Here is a 20,504-nt window from a genome sequence, read left to right as displayed (position 1 = left end):
GGGGCGCCTGCCGCCGACCATCTGCGGCGTCAGGCCTCCATCAGGCCGGGGATGGCGCTGCGCAGGCGGAAGAAGCCGCGGTTCGCGAGGGGCCAAGCCCGCGAATCCCAGGGGCGGCGGACCCGGAGGCAATCCCGCGGCAGCACCTCCGCCGAGGGGCCTGCCGGCGCCCAGGCCGTCACCACGGGCAGGTCGCCGGCCCAGCCGTCCTGCACGGGCATGGCCGGGCAGCCGAACTGCGCCTGCGCCCGGGTCAGGGCATCCGCCAGCGCCGCCGCGTCGGCCGCGCGGACCCGGTCGACCGCCCCCTCCGCGTGGGCGAGAAGGCCGCCGACGCGGACCACGCGGGCCGGTCCGAGGGGAAGGCTCTCGGGATGAAGGTCGTCGAGGTGCAGCAGCAGGGCGATCGCCCCGTCCGGCGGGGTGTCGGCCGGGGCGAGGGGCACCTCCCGCGGGGGCATGTCCTCCTCCAGCGGCGCGGCCCCCTCGTCGAGCCCGGCGGGATCGTGGCGGCCCTCCGTGTACTGCCGGATGTTGTCGCGCCGGGCGCGGTAGGGCTTGCCCCGGGTGTGGAGGCCCGCGACCCACCGCCACGACAGGGTGTTGCTGGCCGGATCGCCGTCGAGCAGGTGGCGCAGGAACAGGTCGGCGCCCAGCTCCCAGGGCAGGCGCAGGGTGAAGATCCAGATCGAGGCGAACCACATGCGGGCATGGTTGTGCAGCCAGCCCTCCTCGGCGAGCTGGCCGACCCAGGCGTCGAAGCCGTCGAGGCCCGTGCGCCCCGCGGCGGCCCGCTCGTAGGTCCGGCGCAGGCCGGGCTCGGCGGCAAGGCGCGTCCGTGCGGCCGCCAGACCCTCCCGATAGCCGGTCCAGGCGCCGGGATGGGTTTCGAGGTGGCCCTTGAAGTAGGTCCGCCAGAACACCTCGGAGACGAAACGCTCCGCGCCCGGGATGCCGAAGGCGCTCTGCGCGGCCCGGGCGACCTCCTCCTCGGTGAGCAGCCGGCGGCGCAGGTAGGGCGACAGAACCGACGTCGTCGGCGTCGCACCGGGGCCGCGATCCGTGTTCCGGGACGCCGCGTAGGCGGCGCCGGGACCGGTCAGGAATGTCGCCAGGGCCTCGAGGCCGGCGGCGCGGGTCATGGGGCGCGAAGGGGGCATGACCCTGATCTAGGCCCCGTGCCGCGATTGGCAGCTGCGCGAAAGCGCGGATCCCCCATCTCGGCCCGGGCGCGGGTGTAGCCGGAGGCCGGCACCACCGGCAGGGTCAGACACCCCGCTCCGGTCCGCAGCGCCGGCTGCCGGGGGCGGCCTTTCGCCGGCGCGGGCCGTCCGATGGCCACGGCCCGGGTCGAGGACGCCTCAGGCGCTCCTGTCGCGGCCCGAGATCAGGCGGAGCTGCGCCGGCGGGCGGGCCGCCAGGGCGGCGGCGACCTTACCCTCGAGCTCGCCGACCCGGAACGGCTTCAGCACGATCGCGTCGCTGCCGACGGCCCCGGCCTTCGTCAGGGCGGTGGTGTCGGCAAAGCCGGTGACGAACAGCACCGGCAGCGTCGGCCAGCGCTTCCGGATCTCCAGAGCCGTCTCGGCTCCGTTCATGCCGGGCATGGCGAAATCCATCACGACGAGGTCGACGCCCGGATCCGCTTCGAGGGCCGCCAGGGCCTGGAGGCCGGAGGCCGCCTCGCGCACCGCGTAGCCGGCCTCGGTCAGGCGGGTCGTCGTCACCTCGCGCACCTCGGCGTCGTCGTCGACCACCAGGAGCCGGGGGCCGCTTCCGGGCGGATGCATCCGCGCGGCCTCGGCCGCGGCGGCATTGCGGGGTGCGTCCCCCTTCGCCTCCGCGGCCCGGGGCAGGTAGACCTTGATCGAGGTGCCCTCGCCGGCGACCGTGTCGATGCGGATGCCGCCGCCGGACTGCTTGACGAAGCCGTAGACCTGGGCGAGCCCGAGACCCGACCCCTTGCCGACCTCCTTGGTGGTGAAGAACGGCTCGAACACCCGGGCCAGCACGTCCGGCGTCATCCCGGTGCCGGTGTCGCTCACCGCCACCATGACGTAGGCGCCGGGCGCCGGCTGTTCGGGCCGCGTCGGCGCCCCGGTGACGCTGACATTGGCGGTCTCGATGGCGAGCCGGCCGCCCACCGCCATCGCGTCGCGGGCGTTGATGGCGAGGTTGAGGATCACGAGCTCGATCTGGGTGGCGTCGACCAGGGCCGGCCACAGATCGGGCTGGAGCGCGGTCTCGATGCGAACCGCGCCGCCGATCGAACTCTGCAGCAGGTCGCGCATCGAGGCGACCGTCTGGTTCAGGCTGACCGGGGTGGGTTCCAGGCGCTGGCGCCGGGAGAAGGCGAGGAGCTGTGCCGTGAGCCGGGCGGCGCGCTCGGCGGCCCCGCGCATCATGTCGAGGCGGCGCTTCGAGCGGGCGTCGGAGACGGCGCGCTCCAGGAACTCGATGTTGCCGGCGATCACCGTGAGCAGGTTGTTGAAGTCGTGCGCGACGCCGCTCGTGAGCTGCCCGACCGCGTCCAGGCGCTGGGCGAGCCGCAGGGCGTCCTCCGCCCGTTCGCGTTCGACGATCTGAGCCTGCAGAGCGTCGTTCGCCGCGGCGAGTTCCCGGGTGCGCTCGGCGATGCGCGCCTCCAGGGTCTCGTTGAGCGCCTGCAGGGCAGCCTCGGCTTCGCGCTTCTCGGCGCGCGCCCGCGCCTCGGCCAGCGCCCGGACGATGGTGCGCGGCATCCGGTCGAGGCGCTGCTTGACGACGTAGTCGGTGGCGCCGTTCTTCAGGGCCTCGACGGCCACGTCCTCGCCCAGCGTGCCCGAGCAGAAGATGAACGGGGTGTCCGGGCATTGCGCCCGGGCGATGCCGAGGGCGCTCACCCCGTCGAAGGTCGGCAGGACGTAGTCCGCCAGGATCAGATCGTACCGGCCGGGCACCGCCGCGCGGGCGAAGGCGTCGCGCGTCATCACCCGCTCGATCTCGACCGGATGCCCGAGCGTCTCCAGCTCGGCCTCGATCAGCTCGGCGTCGAGATCGCTGTCCTCCAGATGCAGGATGCGCAGCGGGCCCGCGGAACGTCCGATCACGCGTTCGATGGCCAGCCTCCCCGGTATGGCGGCGGCTCGTTGAGGAGGGCCCAGAACACCCCGATCTCCTTGATCGCGGCGAAGAACTCCTCGAAGCCCACGGGCTTCACCACGAAGGCGTTCACCCCGAGGTCGTAGGAGCGCACCAGGTCGGTCTCCTCGCGGGACGAGGTCAGCATGACCACGGGCGTCTTGCGGGTGACCGGGTCGCCCTTGATCTTGGCGAGCACCTCCAGGCCGTCGACCTTGGGAAGCTTCAGGTCGAGCAGGACCACGGCGGGATCCTGGGCCTGCCGCTTCTCGTGGGCGCCGCGGCAGTAGATGAAGTCGAGGGCCTCGGCGCCGTCGCGGCAGATGACGATCTCGTTGGCGAGCTGGCTCGATTCGAGGGCCGCGAGGGTCAGCTCGATGTCGTTCGGATTGTCCTCGACCAGGAGGATGGGTTTCAGTCCTGCCATCTCAGTGCGCCTCCTCCCGGATGGGCAGGGTGAAGTAGAATGTGGCGCCCCGGCCGAGCGTTCCCTCGGCCCAGGTCCGCCCGCCGTGGCGCTCGACGATGCGCCGGACGTTGGCGAGACCGATGCCGGTGCCCTCGAACTCCTCGACCCGGTGCAGCCGCTGGAAGACGCCGAACAGCTTGTCGACATAGGCCATGTCGAAGCCGGCGCCGTTGTCGCGGACGTAGTAGACCGCCTCCCCGTCCCGGGGCGGCAGGCTGCCCACGGCGATCACCGCCTCCGCGGTGTCGCGGGTGTACTTCACGGCGTTCGACAGCAGGTTCTCGAGAACGAGCCGCAGCATCACCGGATCGGCATAGGCGCGGCCGAGCGGGGCGATCTCCCAGCGGATGGTCCGGTCGGGGGTGACGTCGCGCAGGACCTTGCGGCGGACTTCCTCGACCAGGGCGTTCATGTCGCCCCAGACCTTGTTCAGGGCGTGCCGGCCCATCTGCGAGAAGCTGAGGAGGCTGTCGACCAGGGTTCCGGCCGAGAAGGCCGCCTCGATGATCGTCTCCACGTAGTGCCGGCCCTTGTCGGACAGTTGGGCCCCCTCGCGGGTCTTGAGCAGGTTCGCGTAGCCGACGATGTGGCGGAAGGGCGCGCGCAGGTCGTGGCTGACCGAGTACGAGAAGGCCTCCAGCTCCTTGTTCGTGCGCTGCAGCTCCTCGCTCATGGCGGCGAGTTCCTCCGCCCGGCGCAGCACGATGCCGAGCACCGAGGCGCGCAGGTCCTTGGCGGCCTCCACCTCCGGGTCGGACCAGGGCAGGGAGCGGCCCTTCACGGTTTCCTTCCAGATCTCGAACGACTTGCGCGGGTGCAGCCGGTCCGGGCCGCCGTCCGGATCGGGCTCGACGGCCTTCACGGGATTGCCGCCCCACTTCACCGTCCGCACGACCTCGGGTCTGAACCAGAGGATGTAACTCGCGTATTTCTTCGAGACCGAGACCGCCAGGAGACCGCTCGCCCGCCCGGCGAAGGCCGCGGCCGCCGGAAACGCCTCCGACAGGGCTTCGGAGACGAAGACCTCCTCGGCCTCCTCGCGCGCGGACAGCCACCGGTACAGGCCACGGACCTCGCGCTCGGTCGGCGTGGCCCCGAGCAGCCGGCAGCGGTCCGCCGTCACCACCGCGGCGCCGGTCGCGTCCACCAGGGCCAGGACGTCGTCGGGATGGTTGAGCAGGCCGTCGACGAAGCTGTCCTCCTCGGCCATGAAGCCGAGGAGGCGCGCCTGCACGGCGCCCAGGGCCAGACGCCTCTCGGACTGGGCGCCGCGCTCGCGGGCCGAGAGCTGCAGCGCGAAGATCTGGGTGAGCACGTCGCAGGCGTTGCGCGCCTGGAGGGGCACGCGCTTGGGCGCGCGGTTGTGGCAGGAGATCAGGCCCCAGAGCGCGCCGTCGACGAGGATCGACACCGACATGGACGCCATCGTGCCCATGTTGCGCATGTACTCGACATGGACCGGCGAGACCGAGCGCAGCACCGACTGGCTGAGGTCCAGGGGCCGGCCGGACGGCGTGGTGGCCGGCCGGATCGGCACGGGGACGTAGCCGGCATCGGGGATGATGCGCAGGCGGTTCCGGCGGTAGAGTTCGCGCGCCTGGACGGGGATGTCGGAGGCCGGGAAGCGCAGGTCGAGGTAGGAGGGCAGGACGCCGTTCCCGGCCTCGGCCAGCACCGTCCCGTGCCAGTCGCGGTCGAACCGGTAGACCAGGGCGCGGTCGAGACCGGTGATCTGACGGATATCCTCGGCGACGAACCGGCAGAGGTCCTCGACGGTTCTGGCGGTGTGCAGGCGTTCGACGAAGGCGCGCAGGCGCGGGGTGAGCAGGTCGACGCCGATGTCGGCGGCGGCCGCGTCGATCTCCTCCAGTTCCACCACCACAAGGTCATCGACCCGGTGGGCCGCCACCTCGTAGGCTTGGCGCCCGCTGCCGGTCTCCAGCGTGACGGTGCGAAGATAGAGGGCCCCGTCCTGGGTCTCCGCCGCCGCCAGATGGTGCCGGACGACGGCCGCAAGGTCGGGCAGAGCCGCGTCGAGGATGGTCCCGACCGCCGCCGCCGCTGGGGCGTTGGCGCTCGCCTGGACGATGGCGAGGGACCGGGCGTCGAGCCCGAGCAGGAATCCGTGCGGCTGGACGCTGCCGACGATATGGATGGGCTCGCGATCGCACGCAGTCACATCAAGACGCTGAGCCGCGCCGCTTCGTAGGTTCAAGCCGGGGTTCGCCTCCTCACCGGGTCGGCCGCAAAACTTAAAGCGTGTTAACAGCCGAACCGTGCCGCTCCTATAGGGCTAAAGGATTGGCACAGGCGGCTTAACCGTCCGCGCGGGAGGCCGGTGCCGGGTGGCCGAAGGGCACGGCGACCGGATCCGCCATGCGCGCGCGACGCCAGGTCGCACGACGGGGCCGGGCGGCGCGCCGGGAGCCTAGAGCGGAACCCAGGCGGCGAGGGCGATCAGGACCAGGGGCATCGCCACCAGGGCCAGCACGGTCTGCGCCGCCGTGATCCCCGCCATCAGGGGGGCGTCCCCGCCGAGCTGCCGGGCCAGGATGTAGGCGGAGGAGGCGGTGGGCAGGACCTGGAAGAGCAGGGCGGTGGTCAGCGCCGGGCCGTGCAGCCCGAGGCACAGGGCCGCCAGAACCGTCGCCGCCGGCATGGCGACGAACTTCATCGTCGAGGCGGCGAGCACGGGCCCCGCCCAGTGCCGGGCGGTGCCGAAGTCGAGCGCCGCGCCGACGCAGAGCAGGCCGAGGGGCAGCGACGCGGCCCCGAGGGCCCGCAGGGCCGGTTCCAGCCCCGGCGGAATACCGAGGCCGAGGCCCTGGACCAGGATTCCGCCGAGCGAGGACACCACCAGCGGGTTGGTGGCCAGTTGCCGGGCGATGCCGCGCGGCGTCAGCCGCACCGTGCCGTGCCGGGCGAAGACCAGCACGCAGAGGATGTTGACGGTGGGCACGATCGCCGCGTTGCAGATGGCCGCCAGCGCGATGCCCTGCGGCCCGAACAATCCGGCGGCCAGCGTCACCCCGACATAGTTGTTGAAGCGGACACTGCCCTGGAACACCGAGGTGAAGGCCGGTCCGTCGAGCCTCAGGCACGGCCTCAGGACGATCACGAGGACCGCGACGGCGAGGGTCGACAGGATCAGCGTCAGCGCGAGGGCGCCGACCGGCACGGCCTCGATCCGCGCCGTCGCGAGGCCGTGGAAGAACAGGCTCGGCAGCAGCACGAAGTAGCCCAGCCGCTCGGCCTGCGGCCAGAAGCCCTCGGCCAGGAAACCACGCCGCCGCAGGGCCAGTCCCAGCGCGGTCAGGATCACGATCGGCAACAGGGCGAGCAGCACCGCGCCGGTCACGGGAGAGGGTCCAAGGCGGTGTCGCTTTCAGCTGCGCCGGTCAGGTGCGCCGCGGCGCTGGCGGGACGGCCATGCCGTCAGCCGCGCCCCAGCGTGTAGAATTCCGGGTTGGGCCGCAGGCTGGTCACGTTCGCCAGCCGGTTCGACAGGCCGAAGAAGGCCGCGATGGCGGCGATATCCCAGGCATCCGCGTCGTCGAAGCCGTGCGCCCCGAGCGTTTCGAACGCGGCCTCCCCCACGAGATGCGCGGACTGGCTGACCAGCATGGCGAAATCGAGCATCGCCTTCTGCCGATCGGTGAGGTCGGCCTTGCGGTAGTTGATCGCGACCTGATCGGCGATCAGCGGGTCCTTGGCGCGGATCCGGAGGATCGCACCGTGGGCGATCACGCAGTACTGGCACTGGTTCATGGCCGAGGTCGCCACGACGATCATCTCGCGCTCGGCCTTGGTCAGGTTGCCCGGCTTGTCCATGAGGGCGTCGTGATACGCGAAGAAGGCTCGGAATTCCTCCGGGCGATGGGCGAGCACCAGGAACACGTTCGGGACGAAGCCGGACTTTTCCTGCACCGCCTCGATCCGCGCGCGGATGTCGGCCGGCAGATCCTCCAGGCGGGGGATCGGGAAGCGGCCGATCGGGGCGTGTGCGGCTGACATGGGCGCGCTCCTCGCGGATCGAGCCGGCGCCCGAGGCCGCCGGCCGTCCTGCGCAGGCGATAGACCGAACGGTCTCCTCAGCGCAATCGATCGCGGCCGCGCGCACCGGACCGGCCGCTTCCGATCGAGACCGGGTGAAACGTGGGTCCCGGGATCGGTCTCGCAGGGATGCCGTCGTGTGACGATCGCGGGATGCTGTGCGGCGCTCCCGCTCGTCGGGGCTGCCGGCATGCGTCACCGCGAAGATCCGGCCGACGGCACGATCGTGCGAGGCAGCCTTGACCGGGCGGCACGAAGCGGCAGCCCGTGCCACTCGATCATCGACAGTTCGTTGAGCGATGCCTTTCTGTTTTGGCAAATAAATCTGTCAACAAAAACGTCCGACAGATCATGGAGAACGATCTCCGGGAATCAATGTCCGGTGGTTTCGCCGCGTACCCCTGTATCGCGCGCCCGGGTCGGGAGACGACATCCGCCCGGCCGGTCACACGGGTGCGCAGGCGACGCCGACGGCAGCGTTTTCACTCCGCCTCGACCCTGCGCGGGCTTCACGGTCGGCCTCAACTCTGCCCGAAAGCTTTTGTTCGGTCCGCCGACGATCCGGTGACCCGGGCTCCCGGCCCGTTCCGGGATGTGGCGGCGCGCTGGAGGGAGGATGTTGTGCTGCGACGGAAGACGCCTCCGCCGAAGCGATCACGGCCGGCAGGCGGCGGATCGATGCCCGGCCCCGCCCGGGCTTCCGGTCAGGCCTCGCCGAGAGCGGCGTTCGCGGAGCGCCCGGCCTTCCAGCCGCGGCGATGGCGGGCCGCGTGCCCCGTGCTGGCGCTCGGCTTCGGCCTGAGCGCGGGCGCGTCCGCCGCGCAGGCGGCTCCGGATTGCGCCGGGAGCCGGAGCCGGGTCGAGACGCTGATCTGTGCCGACCCCGCTCTGACGAGGCTGGACGACGAACTCAGGCGCCTGTTCGACAGGATCGCCGGGGAGACCCGTGGAATCGACGGAGAGACCGGCCGGGCGATCGACACATTCGGTGCGGACCACGCACGCTGGCGCACGCGGATCCGCGATGCCTGCCCGGATGCCGCCTGCCTGACGCGGGTCTATACCGCGCGGATCGCGCAGGTCCAGCGCGACTGGAGCGAAGCGCTGTCGGACACACCCGCGCTCCGGCACGTGGTCAATGCCCGTTTCGGCTTCTCCATCGACGTTCCCGCCGACCTCGTCGCGGAGCCGCCGCCCGACAACGGCGACGGGCAGGCCTTCCATTCGACCGACGGCCATCTGCACCTGACGGTGTCGGGCCTGAACGACGGGCTCGACCAGGATCTCGACGCCGTCGTGGCCGCGGACCGGAAGACCTGCCTGCGGCAACCGCCCGAATACGGGGCGCGCAAGCCCGGCTGGATCGTGTTTTCCTGCACGACCGCCGACGGCATCCTGTACCGGAAGACCCTCCGGGCGGGCGGGCGCGGCGGCGCCTTCGTCACCCTGCGCATCCGCTATCCCGTGGCCGAGCGGGCGCGCCGGCAGGCGGCCGTCACCACGGCCGCGACCTCGCTGCGGCTGACGGAACCGGGCCGGGACAGCCGCTGACGGCGCCCCCGATCACCGCGAGAAGGTCGTGGCCGTCTGCGCGGTCGAGACCATCGTGTTGTAGTCGTTCACGATCCAGGTCACGTCGCGCCCGGCGCCGCGGCGGGCATCCCCCTTGGCCTTGGCGAGCTTGGCGTCGAATTCGCGCAGCTTGCCGAGCAATGCGCGCGGCCGGCTCTCGAACACGTGGAAGGCGTTCGGGTTGGCGGCGCTGTACCCGTCCAGGTCCTTCACGGCGACGGCGTAGCGCCCGAGCGCGGCCTCGAAGGCCGCCATGTCGACGACCGGCTTGGCGTCGGTGGGCAGCAGGTCCATGACCTTGCGCGCCTCGGTCATCACGTTCGCGACGTGCCAGCGCGCCTTGCGGCCCTCCCGCGCCTCGATGGCGGCGAGTTCCAGCGCGTCGCTCTTCTCCTTCTCGACCCGCAGCGCGGCGTCGACCTGGGCGCGCGCCGCCAGGAAGGCCGGCCCCGCGACGGCGAGCTTGGCGTGGAGCGCCTTGCCCTGCTCCATCTTGTCCGCGCGGTAATCCTGCCGCTCGTAATAGCCCTCCGCCTCGGTGATCGTCGGCGCGAGGGCCTGGTAGGCGGCGATGTAGCGCGTCATGGCGCCGTCGAGGTTCGGCATCGCGGGCGGCTGCGCCGTCGCGGCCTCCGCCTTCGCGATCTCGCCGCGGACATCGTAGAGCCCGTAGAGGCCGTAGATGATCCGCTCGCGGCCGGTCGGGCCGGTCTTCATGTTGACCCAGCTCTGATAGCGGCTGAGCGATTCCTGCGCCCGCAGGGTGCGGTTGAGGAGCCCGACATAGGCGTTGAGCTTGCGGATCGTCTCCTGCGCGGGATCGACATCGGGCTTGGACGCCTGACCCGCCGGGGCGGGGGCGGAGGTAGGGGCCTGTGCGCGAGCCGGGGCGGCGGCGAGCAGCGTCGTCAGAACCAGCCACGTGGTCGCTGTCAGGGTCCTCGTTCTCATGGGCGCGGGGGATCCTCCGGATTCGTTCAGCCCGTGTAGCCGGCGCCCGGCGTGAAGACCAGATGCGATAACCGGTGTCATCCGTCCAGTAGAGACCCTGTCACGGACAACGGCATTGCATTGCGCAAAATCGAAGATTGCATGATTGATCATGGATGTGGAGACGATGGTCTCGCCGGACGCGACCGATTCAGCCTTCGGACGCACAGCGCCGCTTGAACCGGGCGGCGCATGCGGATGTCAGGATTTGCGCCGGGGCGGGCCACGACAGGCCGGACGTTGCCCGACATACCGCGCGCGGACGGGCCATCGACGAACCCGGATCGGTGCGGTCCCGTCTCGTCCCGCGGAGGCGGATCGGATAGAGGATCGGACGATGCTCGACGGCCATCCCCGCATCCTGGCTGACCTGCGTGCCCGGCTGGCCGAGCCGCAGCGCGTCTATCACGGCCAGGCGCATATCGACGCGCTCCTGGAGGCGTTTCGCGCCCACCGCGCGACCGTCCGGAATCCCGACGCGGTGGAACTGGCGATCTGGTTCCACGACGCCGTCTACCAGCCGGGCGCCCCGGACAACGAGCGCCGCAGCGCCGCGCTCCTGCGGGTGCTGCTGGAGGGCGCGGTCCCGGCACCCACGCTGGCGGCGGCCGAGACGATGATCCTGGCGACCGAGCGGCACGCCGTCCCGGACGGTCTCCCGGCCGCGCTCGCCGCGGACGTCGCGCTCTTCCTCGATCTGGACATGGCGATCCTCGGGGCGGCCCGAGCCGCCTATGACGGCTACGCCGCGGGCGTGGCGCGGGAATTCGTCCCGGTCGTGGGCGAGGCCGCCTACCGGCAGGGGCGCGCGGCCTTCCTGCGGGGGGCCCTCGCATCCGGCCGGCCGCTGTTCGTCACCGCCCGGGCCCGGGCGGAGCTGGAGGGGCCGGCGCGGTCGAACATGCGGCGCGAACTCGCGGCGCTGGGCCGGTGACCGGCGACCCGGGCCGCGGTCACGGCGCGATGAGGTGCGGGACGAACCGGGCCCGGTCGGTGGTGATGAGGCCGTCCGACTCGCGCAGGCACAGGCCGGCGGGTCGATCGCCGACCATCCAGCTGCCGACCAGCGCGCGGCGGCCCTCGAAATCGGGCAACGCGGCCAGGGCCTGCCGCACGAAGCCTTCGCCGCCATAGGGGCCCTCGTCGCGCGCCGCGACGGCGCCGTCGCGCACGATCAGCACGTTGGCGCCCTCGCGCCCGTAGAGGGGCTTCCTCACGAAGCTCCGGCCCAGCGCGGCCTTGGCCGGGTCCTCCTCGAAGTAGGTCGGCAGCAGGTTGGGATGGCCCGGCGCCATCGCCCAGAGATGCGCCAGCATCCCCTTGTTGGAGAGCACCGCCTTCCAGGGCGGCTCCAGGAACCGGGTCGATGCCGTGCCGACCGCGCGGCCGAACGGGTCGGCGAACATCCATTCCCACGGGTAGAGCTTGAACAGGCAGCCGATCGGGGCACCGGCCGCGTCCACGAAGCGCCCGTCCTCGGCGAGCCCGATCGCCTCGACCGGCAGGAAGGGGGCGGCGCGGCCGGCCTGGAGCGCGCAATCCTGGAGATAGGCCAGCGTGCCGCGATCCTCCGGCGCGTCGGGGAAGCCCGCGAAGGCGACGCCCTCCGGGGGCGCCACCACGGCGAAGCGCGCCACCAGCGCCTCGTGCAGGGTGTTGAACTGGTCGGCGCCGGCGGGAAGGCGTCCCCGGGCCAGCCCGTCCTCCAGCCACAGCCACTGGAAGACCGCGCTCTCGTAGAGGGCGGTGGGCGTGTCGGCGTTGTATTCGAGGAGCTTCGCCGGCCCGGTTCCCCCGTAGCTGAAGTCGAAGCGCCCATACAGGCTGGGGTCGCGCCGCTCCCAGCTCGCCCGGATCGCGTCCCAGGCATGCTCGGGGATCCGCAGCGCGGCGAGAATCGCTTCGTCGCGGACCGCCCGGTCCACGAAGGCGAGGCAGAGCTCGTGCAGCGCGGCGCTCGGCGCCTCGATGGCGTCCTCGATCTCGGCGAGGCTGAAGGCGTAGTAGGCGGTCTCGTCCCAGTAGGGGGCGCCGTCGAACGTGTGGAAGGCGAAGCCGGCCCGCGCGGCGTGGAGCCGCCAGTCGGGCCGCTCCGGGATCGCCACCCGGCGCATCAGCCGCCTCCGAAACCGCCCGTGCGGCCGCCCGAGCCTCCGGAGAACGCCGTCGCCCGCCCGGTGCCGCCGAAGCCGCCGCGGCTGATCGTGCGCGGGGTCGTGCTCGTGGTGCGGGCGACCGAGGCGGGGACATGGACCCGCGAGACGCCGCCCGCATAGGCGACCCGGCCGCCCGTGCCGGTGCAGTAGCCGCCCCCATGTCCGGCCGTCCCCGCCTCCGCCGCGTCGCGCTCCTCTTCGGGGGCGTGCGGGTAGAGCGGCTGGACCGGCAGGTCCTGCGCGTCCGTCCGCCCCATCAGGAAGGCGGCCATCACCGGCAGGTAGCGGCCGCGCGCGGCCTCCGTGACCGGCCCGCCCGGCGTGCAGCCGCCGGTCCCGTGGTGGCGCTGGCAATCGGCCTCGGTCTCGTAGCGCGGCGCCGTCGCCGCGTAGGCCTCCTGCGCGGTCTTGTAGGCGGCGATGCAGGCCTCGGCGCTGCGCAGCTGCTGGGCGATGCAGGCGCCGAGCGTCCCGTAGACGAGCGCCTCCTCCTCCCGCTGGGACGGGTCGAGGCCGCCGAGGGCCAGGGCGGCCGCGCCGGCGCCCGCGACCAGAACCAGCGACACGGCGGCCGAGCGCTTGGAGCGGCGGGCGGCGGCGAAACCGGTTTCGGGCGCGCCGACGGCTGCGGGGGTGGGGGCGGTCTCCGTCACCGGCCGCTCAATAGGTCATCGCGGCGGCGTTCACGACGCCGCCCGCCAGCGAGGCCGCGCCCAGGAGGAGCGCGGCGGCGGCGCGATCCTCCTCGATGCGCCGCGACAGGTCCGGCACCGCAAGGCGCACGAGCCAGTAGATCGCGATCTGGATCACGAGGGCGATCAGGCCCCAGATCAGGCAGTCGAGCAGGGACCGCGCGTTGTAGATCGCCACCGCCAGCGGCAGGGTGAAGCCGAGCAGGCTTCCGCCCAGCGCGATGGCCGCAGCCGTCACATCCCGGCGGATCAGCGCGACCTCGTTATGCGCGGTGGCGAGGGTGTAGATCAGCAGGTAGAGGCCGATCAGTCCGGTCGCGGTGCCGAGATAGAGCAGGAAGTCCGGCAGTCCGGAGACCAGGGTCACGCAAGACCCGCCGTCTCACCGGCCCCGATCGTCGAAAGCACCGCAGCCGGACAGGTCTCCCGGTCGAATCGCATGACGAGCGAAGCGAATGTCGGGGCTGATTGTTGGACGCGGGATCGATTCACGCCCGCAAATCCACGCAATTTCCCGCGCGGTGTCAAGCTTGTCGCGGATTTCAGAGAGTTGGACTGACGGCAATACGCCGAGGTCCGGAAGGGCGCTACCAGACCAGCCGCTCGATCACCCCGTCCGGATGCACCGCCTGCCGGCCGAGCCACTCGGCCACGTCGCCCAGGCGGTGATGCGCGGCCGTGACGCCGAGTTCCTCCGCGTGGATGCCCCGGGCCACCAGCACGCTGGCGATGCCGAAGCCGCGGGCGCCCGCGATGTCGGTGCGGATCGCGTCGCCGATCGCCAGGACCCGCGCCGGATCCACCGGGGCCCCGGTGAGGGCAGCCCCCTTGGCGAGGGCCGCCTCGTAGACCGGGCGGTGCGGCTTGCCGGCATAGACCACGGGGCCGCCGATCTCCGCATAGGCCGCCGCGAGCAGGCCCGCGCAGGGGATCAGGCGGTTGCCGCTCTCCACGACGAGGTCGGGATTGGCACAGATCATGGTCAGCCCGCGGGCGGCCAGACGCTCCAGCTCCGGCCGGTAATCGTCCGGGGTCTCGCTGCGGTCGTCGAACAGGCCGGTGCAGACGACGAGGTCGGCCTCCGATTCCGGGACGAGGCTGAGGTCGAGCCCCTGGAAGATGCCGAGGTCGCGCTCCGGTCCGAGATGCCGGATCCGGGCGCCCGGGCGCGCGGCAATCAGGTCGTGGGTGAGGTCGCCCGAGGTCAGGATCGCGTCGTAGGCCTCCCGCGGCACGCCGAACCGGTCGAGGATGCGGCCGACGCCGTCGCCGGGCCGGGGCGCGTTCGAGACGAGGACGACCCGGCGGGGCCGCGCCCCCGGAAGGCCACGGAAGCGGATCAGCGCCTCGCCGGCGGCCTCGTGGGCCTTCTGGCCGTCATGCAGCACGCCCCAGACGTCGCAGAGGATCAGGTCGTACCGGTCGGCGACCTCGGCGAGACCCTGGAGGGTCGGGATCGGCGCGGGGGTGGCGGTCGCGGTCATGGAAGGTCCTGGAAGATCCTGGAAGATCCTGGAAGGTCCTGGATTCAAAAGGTCCGGGACCTTTTGTGGGTGCAGGGCAAAGCCCTGCGATACAGCAGGGCCGCGCCCTGACAACCCGCCAGAGTGCGCGGCCCTTGGGGAAACCCCTTACGGGCGCCGGGCCGGTCCCAGCCGGTGCTCGGCGAAGAAGTCGAGCATCGCCCGGGACGCGTCGGGCCCCTCGGGGTCCGTGTAGCTGCCGTCGGGGCGGCCCCCGGACCAGGCATGGCCGGCGCCGCGCACCCGCCAATCCTCGACCACGACCCGGCCCGCCTCGTCCCGGTAGCGGGTGCGGGTGAAGGGGTGGCCGCGGCCCTCGAAGGTCTCGGACCGGGCGATCAGACCGGCGACGTGCGCCTGGGCCAGAACCTGATCGGCGTTGCGCACGCTCACCGTGCCGTCGTCCTCGCCGTGGAAGATGATCGTCGGCACGCGGGTGGCCGGGGCCGGGCTGCCGAAAGCCGTGGCGGTGCCGAGGCCCGGGGCGCCGACCTGCATGGCCATCAGCGCCGAGCCGAGATCCCGGGCGCAGCCGGCCGCGAGGCCGGAATGCACGCCGACGGCGGCGAAGAGGTCGGGATAGGCGCGGGCGATGTTCAGGGCGGCGGCGCCCCCCGCCGACAGGCCGGCGATGTAGACCCGGGCTCGGTCGATCGGGTGCTCCGCCATGATGGCGCGGGCGAGGCCCGCGATGATCGCCGGCTCGCCCGTGCCCCGGCCCTGGTCCCGAGGCTCGTACCAGTTCCAGCAGCGCTGGGCATGGGCCTGACGGCTCTGGGCCGGGTAGGCCACGAACACGCCGGCGCGCTCGGCGAGGGTGTTCATGCCAGTGCCGGCGGCGAAATCGTCCGGATTCTGCGTGCAGCCATGCAGCATCACGATCAGCGGCGCGGCCGCGTCCGGATGGCTCGGGATGAACAGCTTGTACTCGCGGGTGCCGGCGGGCTCGGCATGGGTCAGGGCGACGAAGCGGCCCCCGGTCCCGCCCCCCCGGTCGGCGGGCGGCGGAGCGGGGTGCCGCAGCGGGTTGCCCAGGCCCTTCAGCACCGGTGCAAGGCCGCGCACGACCTGCCCCACCACCTCGCGCATCCGCGTCCCGGATTCCGCTGCGGGAATCTGCGGCATGGCCGACGGATCGGCGTGATGCGGGGAAGAGTCTGTCGACGCGTGTTCAGCGGGTGCGGCCCTCTGGCCGGCAAGGCTGCGCTGGATCAGCGCGGTCGCCTCCTCGAGCCGGCCGAGGCCGGTCAGACGGGTGGCCTCGATCATGTCGGCGAAGGGCGACAGGCCGGTCTTGTCGTCGCGCTGTCCGTCGCGACTGCCGAAATTCTCGGTCATGCGTGCGCGCCTCACTGCCTCAATGTCTCTGTCACGGCCGGACCCGATGCGCCTGCGCCACCGCACGGGCATCGCATGAGCCGACCCTCACCATCTTGCGAGATGATGTGTCGAGGATGTTTTGTGCATTGCAATAAACGCCCCTGTGCAATGCGACAACCGTCGGCGCCGCGCAGCAGGCTTAGGGATCAGACCGCCGGATCAGACGGGATCGTCCGCCCCGATATAGTCGGCCCAGATCGCGGCAGGACCGAGGCTCGCGCGGAAGCCGTCGTGGCGGGTGCGCTCCGCATCGGTAAGACGGCTCCGGTAGGGACGGGGCGCCACGGGGGCCACGGCCTGGACGGAAGATCCGGCCACCGGGGCGGCTTGCTCCGCGTCCAAGAGCCCGAGGCTGGTCTGCTTGCCCCCGAGGAGCTCGACATAGACCTCGGCCAGGATCTGCGCGTCGAGGAGCGCCCCGTGCTTGGTGCGCCGGGTGTTGTCGATGCCGTAGCGGCTGCAGAGGGCGTCGAGGTTGTTGGCCGCGCCCGGATGCTTGCGCCGGGCCATCGGCAGGGTGTCGACCACGTCCTCCAGCCGGATCGGGGGCGGGGCGTTCGCGCCGAGCCGGGCGTATTCCATGTTGAGGAAGCCGACGTCGAAAGGCGCGTTGTGGATGACGAGGCGTCCGTCGGCCAGGAAGGCCAGCAGCTCACCGACGATCTCCGCGAAGACCGGCTTGTCGGCCAGGAACGCGTCGGACAGGCCGTGGACATTGAACGCCCCCTCGGAGACCGCCCGCTGCGGGTTGCAATAGCGGTGGAAGCTCCGGCCGGTGGGGATGTGGTTGAGGAGTTCCACCGCGCCGATCTCGATCAGCCGGTCGCCTCCCTTCGCCTCCGTGCCGGTGGTCTCGGTGTCGAGGACGATCTCGCGCAGCATGGGTCTCGCGACTCGCGGGGTGGGGGCGGACCCTAGCCGGATAAGGCGGAGGGGTTAAGCTCCCGTGCGCCTCAGCGGGACGTGTTGCGGTAGACGCAGACGGGTCCCCGGTCCTCGTAGCCGCCCGGACAGGCGGTGACGCAGGCGCCGGCCGCGAACTTCTTCGGCGGGGGGCAGCTGGCGGCGTACTGGGCCTGCGCGGGCATGGCCGCCAGCAGCACGAGAAGGGTCGCGGCCCCGAGGCCGCCGGACCGGACCGGATCCATCCCGCCGGAGTGCCGCGCCATCACGTCCATCCTGCCGTTCGTGTTCCCCCCGGAACGCAACCGCAGATATTCATCCGCGCGGGCGTGTCATCCGGTGCCGTGGTGCGGCTCCGCACGATGCGCCGTGAGGCGCTCGACGATCCGCGCCACCTCGGCCTCGGCGGCGGGAAAACCCCGGCTCGTGTCGATGACGAAATCCGCCCGGGCGCGCTTCTCGGCGTCGGGCATCTGCTTGGCCAGGATCGCCGCGAAGGCCGCCTCGGTCATGCCGGGGCGGGCGAGCACCCGGGCGCGCTGGATCTCGGGCGGGGCGCTCACCACCACGACCGCGTCGCAGCGGCCCGCGCCGCCGGTCTCGTAGAGGAGCGGGATGTCGAGGACGACCAGCGCCGCCGCCGCGTGCCGCGCCAGGAAGTCCGCGCTGGCCGCCCGGACCAGGGGATGGACGATGGCCTCCAGCGCCGCCATCCGGTCGGGCGCGTCGAGCACCGCGGCGCGCAGCCGCGTCCGGTCGACGCCGCCGTCGTCGTCGAGCACGCCGGGAAAGGCCGCGCCGATCGCCGCGGCGGCCGCGCCTCCGGGCCCGTAGAGGGCGTGGACCGCGGCGTCGGCGTCGTGAACCGGGACGTCGCGGTCGGCGAACATCCGGGCGGTGGCGGACTTGCCCATGCCGATCGAGCCGGTGAGCCCGAGGATGACGGGTCCGGATCCGGCCTTCGGGGTCATCCGGCGAGATCCGCCACGATCCGGTCGCGCAGCGCCGGGGTGACGGCGGGGCGCGGGCCGAACCACGCCTCGAAGCCCGGCACCGCCTGGTGCAGCAGCATGCCGAGCCCGTCCACGGCCGCGAGCCCCCGGCGGCGCGCCGCCGCGAGGAGCTCCGTCTCCAGGGGTGCGTAGACGATGTCGGCCACGGCCGCCTCCGCCGGCAGGGGCGACAGGTCGATGGCGAGGGGCGGCTGGCCCTTCATGCCGAGGGACGTGGTGTTGACCAGGAGGCCGGTCCCGGCGAGCGCCGCCGGCAGGTCGTCCCAGGCGAGCGCCGCGCCGATGCCCGGCGCGAGCGCCGCCACCGCCTCGGCCCGGGCCGCGGTGCGGTTGGCGACCCAGATGCGCCGCAGGCCCCGCTCGGCCAGCCCGACCACGATCGCCCGCGCGGCGCCGCCGGCGCCGAGCACCAGGGCGGTGCCGCCCGCCCGCGCCTGCCAGGCTGCGCCTAAGGTGTGGTCGAGATGGGCGCAGAAGCCCGGCGCGTCGGTGTTGTCGCCGCGGATCCGCCCGTCGGGCTCGACCACCAGGGTGTTCACCGCGCCGATCGCCTTGGCCCGCGGCGTCAGGGTGTCGGCCAGCGCGAAGGCCGCCTCCTTGTGGGGGATCGTGACGTTGCCGCCCCGGAAGCCCGAATCCGGCAGGGCGCGGATGAAGTCCGGAAACGCCGCCGGCGGCACGTCGAGCCGCTCGTAGGAGCCCGGGATCCCGTGCGCGGCGAGCCAGTAACCGTGGATCAGCGGCGAGCGCGAATGGGCGATCGGGTGGCCGACCACGAAGGCGCGGGGATTCGCGACGCTCATGCCGCGCAATCCTGCGCGAGGCGGCAGGCCGGGCCGCCGGCCTCCTCGATCTGCAACGTCGCGTGGCCGATGCCGAACCGGGTGCGCAGGCCCTCGGCGGTCTCGTTGAGGAAGCCGTTGCCGGGGTGGCCGTGAGCCTGATGCCCCTCCGCCATCACGAGATGGACGGTCAGGGCGATGCTGGTGGTGCTCATGGGCCAGATATGCAGGTCGTGCAGGCCGGCAACGCCGGGCCGTCCGAGGAGGAAGCCGGTCACGGCATCGGGAGAGATCTGCGGCGGCACGGCGTCGAGGGACATCGCCACGCTGTCGCGCAGCAGGCCCCAGGTCGCCCAGACGACCAGAGCCGCGATGACGAGGCTGACCGCCGGGTCGAGCCAGGCGAAGCCGGTGAGCTGGATCACGAGGCCCGCGATCACGACCCCGGCCGAGACGGCGGCGTCGGCCGCCATGTGGAGGAACGCCCCGCGGACGTTGATGTCGCCCTTGGCGCCGCTCACGAAGAGCCACGCGGTGAGGCCGTTGACCAGGATTCCCACCGCGGCCACCACCATCACGGTCGTGCCCGCGACCGGCTCCGGATGGACCAGCCGGACCAGCGCCTCCCAGATCACCGCCCCCATGGCGATCAGCAGGACCACGGCGTTGAACAGGGCGGCCAGGATCGAGGAGCCGCGATAGCCGTAGGTGAAGCGCGCGGTGGCGCGGCGGCGCACCAGCACGGCGGCGATCCAGGCCGCCGCGAGGCCCAGAACGTCCGAGAGGTTGTGGCCGGCATCGGCCACCAGGGACATGGAGTTGCTGAGATAGCCGTAGGCCGCCTCGATCACCACGAAGGCGGTGTTGAGGACGATGCCGATGGCGAAGGCCGTGCCGAAATCCTTCGGCGCGTGCGCGTGGCCGCCGTGGCCGCCATGGGCATGGCCTCCGTGAGCGTGGCCGTCGTGGGAATGGTCATGCCCGGCCAAGGGGAGGCTCCCTCAAAAATCCAGAACCCCGGCCCCGCGCAGGCGGGCGAGGAGCGGCAGCAGCGGCAGGCCCAGCACGGTGCTGTGGTCGCCCACGACCGATTCGAACAGGTGGATCCCAGGCCCTTCGAGCTGGTAGCCGCCGACGCTCGACCGCACCCGCGCCTCGCCGGCACAGCCCACATAGGCCGCGATGGCCCTTTCATCGAGGGGGCGAAGGGTCAGCCGGGCGGTCTCCACGAAGGCGTCCTGCACCGCCCCGGCCAGGACCACGGCGGAATGCAGGGCGTGGGTGCGGCCGGACAGACGGGCGAGCTGGGCCCGGGCGGCCTGCGCATCGGCCGGCTTGTGGAACACGGTGCCGTCGAGATCGAGCACCTGATCGGCGCCGATGACGATCCGGCCGGGATGGCGCGCCGCCACCGATTCCGCCTTGGCGCGGGCGAGCACCAGGGCGAGGTCGGGCGGGGACAGGCCGGCGCACTCCGCTTCCAGGGCGCGCTCGTCGACATCCGGGGCGGCGGTCTCGACCGGCAGGGCGGCGCTCTCCAGGAGGAGGCGCCGGGTCGGGCTGGTCGAGGCGAGGAGGAGCGGATCCGGACCGGTCCAGGGCGAGCGGAGCATCGCGCCAGTGTCACGGATCCGGGGATCGGTGCAAGCCGGGGATCGCCCGGGCTGCGACGAGCCCCGCCGCCGGGATGGACCGGCCGGCGGGGCTGTCGCGGCGCCGATACGCAACCTGGCGCCCGAAGAGGACCTTGGCAGGGAGGGGTTAGGAGACAGTCAACGGCCGCATCGCGGAGCCGGTCGCTTCCGTGCCGCGGCGGGACAGAGGCACACCGGGGCACACCGGCCCTCCAAC

Annotated in this window: 20 protein-coding genes; 2 read left to right on the top strand and 18 right to left on the bottom strand. The window is 72.4% G+C overall.

Annotated features, from left to right (window positions below):
- Nucleotides 1-29: 29 nt before the first annotated feature.
- The 6 genes from GGQ91_RS19500 to GGQ91_RS19475 form a co-directional block, all read right to left on the bottom strand.
- Nucleotides 30-1,160 carry an FAD-binding domain-containing protein gene (locus GGQ91_RS19500; protein WP_246410811.1) on the bottom strand — a complete coding sequence of 377 codons (1,131 nt, stop codon included), beginning with the start codon at nucleotides 1,158-1,160 and terminating at the stop codon, nucleotides 30-32.
- Nucleotides 1,161-1,361: 201 nt separating this feature from the next.
- Nucleotides 1,362-3,089, bottom strand: coding sequence for a hybrid sensor histidine kinase/response regulator (locus tag GGQ91_RS19495; protein ID WP_043759565.1), 1,728 nt, complete (start codon nucleotides 3,087-3,089; stop codon nucleotides 1,362-1,364).
- The gene (locus tag GGQ91_RS19490) at nucleotides 3,086-3,547 is read right to left on the bottom strand and encodes a response regulator (RefSeq protein WP_043353847.1); all 462 of its coding nucleotides are present in this window, start codon (nucleotides 3,545-3,547) and stop codon (nucleotides 3,086-3,088) included. Before GGQ91_RS19490 ends, GGQ91_RS19495 begins: the two co-directional genes overlap by 4 nt.
- Nucleotide 3,548: 1 nt before the next feature.
- Nucleotides 3,549-5,804, bottom strand: a complete 2,256-nt coding sequence (locus GGQ91_RS19485; RefSeq protein WP_043759567.1) for an ATP-binding protein — start codon at nucleotides 5,802-5,804, stop codon at nucleotides 3,549-3,551.
- Nucleotides 5,805-6,017: 213 nt separating this feature from the next.
- Complete coding sequence (locus GGQ91_RS19480; RefSeq protein WP_043386138.1) at nucleotides 6,018-6,947, bottom strand: AEC family transporter; 930 nt, start codon at nucleotides 6,945-6,947, stop codon at nucleotides 6,018-6,020.
- A gap of 77 nt (nucleotides 6,948-7,024) precedes the next feature.
- Entirely contained in the window at nucleotides 7,025-7,603 is a 579-nt protein-coding gene (locus tag GGQ91_RS19475; protein WP_179697433.1) for a peroxidase-related enzyme, read from the bottom strand.
- Nucleotides 7,604-7,909: 306 nt separating this feature from the next.
- On the opposite strand from GGQ91_RS19475, the gene GGQ91_RS19470 reads away from it, so the two are divergent.
- On the top strand, nucleotides 7,910-9,193 hold the full coding sequence (locus tag GGQ91_RS19470) for a lysozyme inhibitor LprI family protein (protein ID WP_182592671.1): 1,284 nt from the start codon (nucleotides 7,910-7,912) through the stop codon (nucleotides 9,191-9,193).
- Nucleotides 9,194-9,205: 12 nt separating this feature from the next.
- Here the strand turns inward: GGQ91_RS19470 and GGQ91_RS19465 are convergent, their stop codons facing one another.
- Nucleotides 9,206-10,165 (bottom strand): YiiG family protein, encoded by a 960-nt coding sequence (locus GGQ91_RS19465; protein ID WP_051044909.1) that lies wholly within the window; start codon nucleotides 10,163-10,165, stop codon nucleotides 9,206-9,208.
- A gap of 376 nt (nucleotides 10,166-10,541) precedes the next feature.
- On the opposite strand from GGQ91_RS19465, the gene GGQ91_RS19460 reads away from it, so the two are divergent.
- The gene (locus GGQ91_RS19460; RefSeq protein WP_053611335.1) at nucleotides 10,542-11,138 is read left to right on the top strand and encodes an HD domain-containing protein; all 597 of its coding nucleotides are present in this window, start codon (nucleotides 10,542-10,544) and stop codon (nucleotides 11,136-11,138) included.
- Nucleotides 11,139-11,157: 19 nt separating this feature from the next.
- Here the strand turns inward: GGQ91_RS19460 and GGQ91_RS19455 are convergent, their stop codons facing one another.
- The 11 genes from GGQ91_RS19455 to GGQ91_RS19405 all read right to left on the bottom strand — a co-directional run bounded on the left by GGQ91_RS19455 (nucleotide 11,158) and on the right by GGQ91_RS19405 (nucleotide 20,266).
- The gene (locus tag GGQ91_RS19455; RefSeq protein WP_043386145.1) at nucleotides 11,158-12,318 is read right to left on the bottom strand and encodes a glutathionylspermidine synthase family protein; all 1,161 of its coding nucleotides are present in this window, start codon (nucleotides 12,316-12,318) and stop codon (nucleotides 11,158-11,160) included.
- A complete protein-coding gene (locus GGQ91_RS19450) occupies nucleotides 12,318-13,013 on the bottom strand; it encodes a DUF1190 domain-containing protein (protein ID WP_182592670.1) in 696 nt (231 codons plus the stop codon). Before GGQ91_RS19450 ends, GGQ91_RS19455 begins: the two co-directional genes overlap by 1 nt.
- Nucleotides 13,014-13,020: 7 nt before the next feature.
- Nucleotides 13,021-13,419: a DUF350 domain-containing protein gene (locus tag GGQ91_RS19445; protein ID WP_043353858.1), complete on the bottom strand. Its 399-nt coding sequence runs from the start codon at nucleotides 13,417-13,419 to the stop codon at nucleotides 13,021-13,023.
- A gap of 220 nt (nucleotides 13,420-13,639) precedes the next feature.
- On the bottom strand, nucleotides 13,640-14,536 hold the full coding sequence (locus GGQ91_RS19440; protein ID WP_043759579.1) for a TIGR01459 family HAD-type hydrolase: 897 nt from the start codon (nucleotides 14,534-14,536) through the stop codon (nucleotides 13,640-13,642).
- Between the two features lie 147 nt (nucleotides 14,537-14,683).
- A complete protein-coding gene (locus GGQ91_RS19435; RefSeq protein WP_182592669.1) occupies nucleotides 14,684-15,913 on the bottom strand; it encodes an extracellular catalytic domain type 1 short-chain-length polyhydroxyalkanoate depolymerase in 1,230 nt (409 codons plus the stop codon).
- A 201-nt stretch (nucleotides 15,914-16,114) separates the two neighbouring features.
- On the bottom strand, nucleotides 16,115-16,837 hold the full coding sequence (gene dnaQ, locus GGQ91_RS19430) for a DNA polymerase III subunit epsilon (protein WP_182592668.1): 723 nt from the start codon (nucleotides 16,835-16,837) through the stop codon (nucleotides 16,115-16,117).
- Nucleotides 16,838-16,908: 71 nt separating this feature from the next.
- Nucleotides 16,909-17,124 carry a hypothetical protein gene (locus GGQ91_RS19425; RefSeq protein WP_043353881.1) on the bottom strand — a complete coding sequence of 72 codons (216 nt, stop codon included), beginning with the start codon at nucleotides 17,122-17,124 and terminating at the stop codon, nucleotides 16,909-16,911.
- 66 nt (nucleotides 17,125-17,190) lie between these two features.
- On the bottom strand, nucleotides 17,191-17,829 hold the full coding sequence (gene coaE / locus GGQ91_RS19420) for a dephospho-CoA kinase (protein ID WP_182592667.1): 639 nt from the start codon (nucleotides 17,827-17,829) through the stop codon (nucleotides 17,191-17,193).
- Nucleotides 17,826-18,674 carry a shikimate dehydrogenase gene (locus tag GGQ91_RS19415; protein WP_182592666.1) on the bottom strand — a complete coding sequence of 283 codons (849 nt, stop codon included), beginning with the start codon at nucleotides 18,672-18,674 and terminating at the stop codon, nucleotides 17,826-17,828. The genes coaE and GGQ91_RS19415 overlap by 4 nt, the downstream gene beginning before the upstream one ends.
- Nucleotides 18,671-19,642: a cation diffusion facilitator family transporter gene (locus tag GGQ91_RS19410; protein WP_182592665.1), complete on the bottom strand. Its 972-nt coding sequence runs from the start codon at nucleotides 19,640-19,642 to the stop codon at nucleotides 18,671-18,673. The genes GGQ91_RS19415 and GGQ91_RS19410 overlap by 4 nt, the downstream gene beginning before the upstream one ends.
- 12 nt (nucleotides 19,643-19,654) lie before the next feature.
- The gene (locus tag GGQ91_RS19405; RefSeq protein ID WP_043353868.1) at nucleotides 19,655-20,266 is read right to left on the bottom strand and encodes a Maf family nucleotide pyrophosphatase; all 612 of its coding nucleotides are present in this window, start codon (nucleotides 20,264-20,266) and stop codon (nucleotides 19,655-19,657) included.
- Between the last annotated feature and the right edge of the window lie 238 nt (nucleotides 20,267-20,504).

This window comes from Methylobacterium fujisawaense (assembly GCF_014138435.1).
Lineage (GTDB): Bacteria > Pseudomonadota > Alphaproteobacteria > Rhizobiales > Beijerinckiaceae > Methylobacterium > Methylobacterium fujisawaense.
The sequence above is the reverse complement of the archived record's forward strand: the minus strand, read 5'-3'. Positions and strand labels throughout refer to the sequence as shown.

What these genes read in the sequence shown, in the direction of transcription:
- GGQ91_RS19500 (WP_246410811.1), bottom strand. Translation starts at nt 1,160, where the DNA reads ATGCCCCCTTCGCGCCCCATGACCCGCGCCGCCGGCCTCGAGGCCCTG.
- GGQ91_RS19490 (WP_043353847.1), bottom strand. Translation starts at nt 3,547, where the DNA reads ATGGCAGGACTGAAACCCATCCTCCTGGTCGAGGACAATCCGAACGAC.
- GGQ91_RS19475 (WP_179697433.1), bottom strand. Translation starts at nt 7,603, where the DNA reads ATGTCAGCCGCACACGCCCCGATCGGCCGCTTCCCGATCCCCCGCCTG.
- GGQ91_RS19465 (WP_051044909.1), bottom strand. Translation starts at nt 10,165, where the DNA reads ATGAGAACGAGGACCCTGACAGCGACCACGTGGCTGGTTCTGACGACG.
- GGQ91_RS19460 (WP_053611335.1), top strand. Translation starts at nt 10,542, where the DNA reads ATGCTCGACGGCCATCCCCGCATCCTGGCTGACCTGCGTGCCCGGCTG.
- GGQ91_RS19455 (WP_043386145.1), bottom strand. Translation starts at nt 12,318, where the DNA reads ATGCGCCGGGTGGCGATCCCGGAGCGGCCCGACTGGCGGCTCCACGCC.
- GGQ91_RS19440 (WP_043759579.1), bottom strand. Translation starts at nt 14,536, where the DNA reads ATGACCGCGACCGCCACCCCCGCGCCGATCCCGACCCTCCAGGGTCTC.
- GGQ91_RS19435 (WP_182592669.1), bottom strand. Translation starts at nt 15,913, where the DNA reads ATGACCGAGAATTTCGGCAGTCGCGACGGACAGCGCGACGACAAGACC.
- dnaQ (WP_182592668.1), bottom strand. Translation starts at nt 16,837, where the DNA reads ATGCTGCGCGAGATCGTCCTCGACACCGAGACCACCGGCACGGAGGCG.
- GGQ91_RS19425 (WP_043353881.1), bottom strand. Translation starts at nt 17,124, where the DNA reads ATGGCGCGGCACTCCGGCGGGATGGATCCGGTCCGGTCCGGCGGCCTC.
- coaE (WP_182592667.1), bottom strand. Translation starts at nt 17,829, where the DNA reads ATGACCCCGAAGGCCGGATCCGGACCCGTCATCCTCGGGCTCACCGGC.
- GGQ91_RS19415 (WP_182592666.1), bottom strand. Translation starts at nt 18,674, where the DNA reads ATGAGCGTCGCGAATCCCCGCGCCTTCGTGGTCGGCCACCCGATCGCC.
- GGQ91_RS19405 (WP_043353868.1), bottom strand. Translation starts at nt 20,266, where the DNA reads ATGCTCCGCTCGCCCTGGACCGGTCCGGATCCGCTCCTCCTCGCCTCG.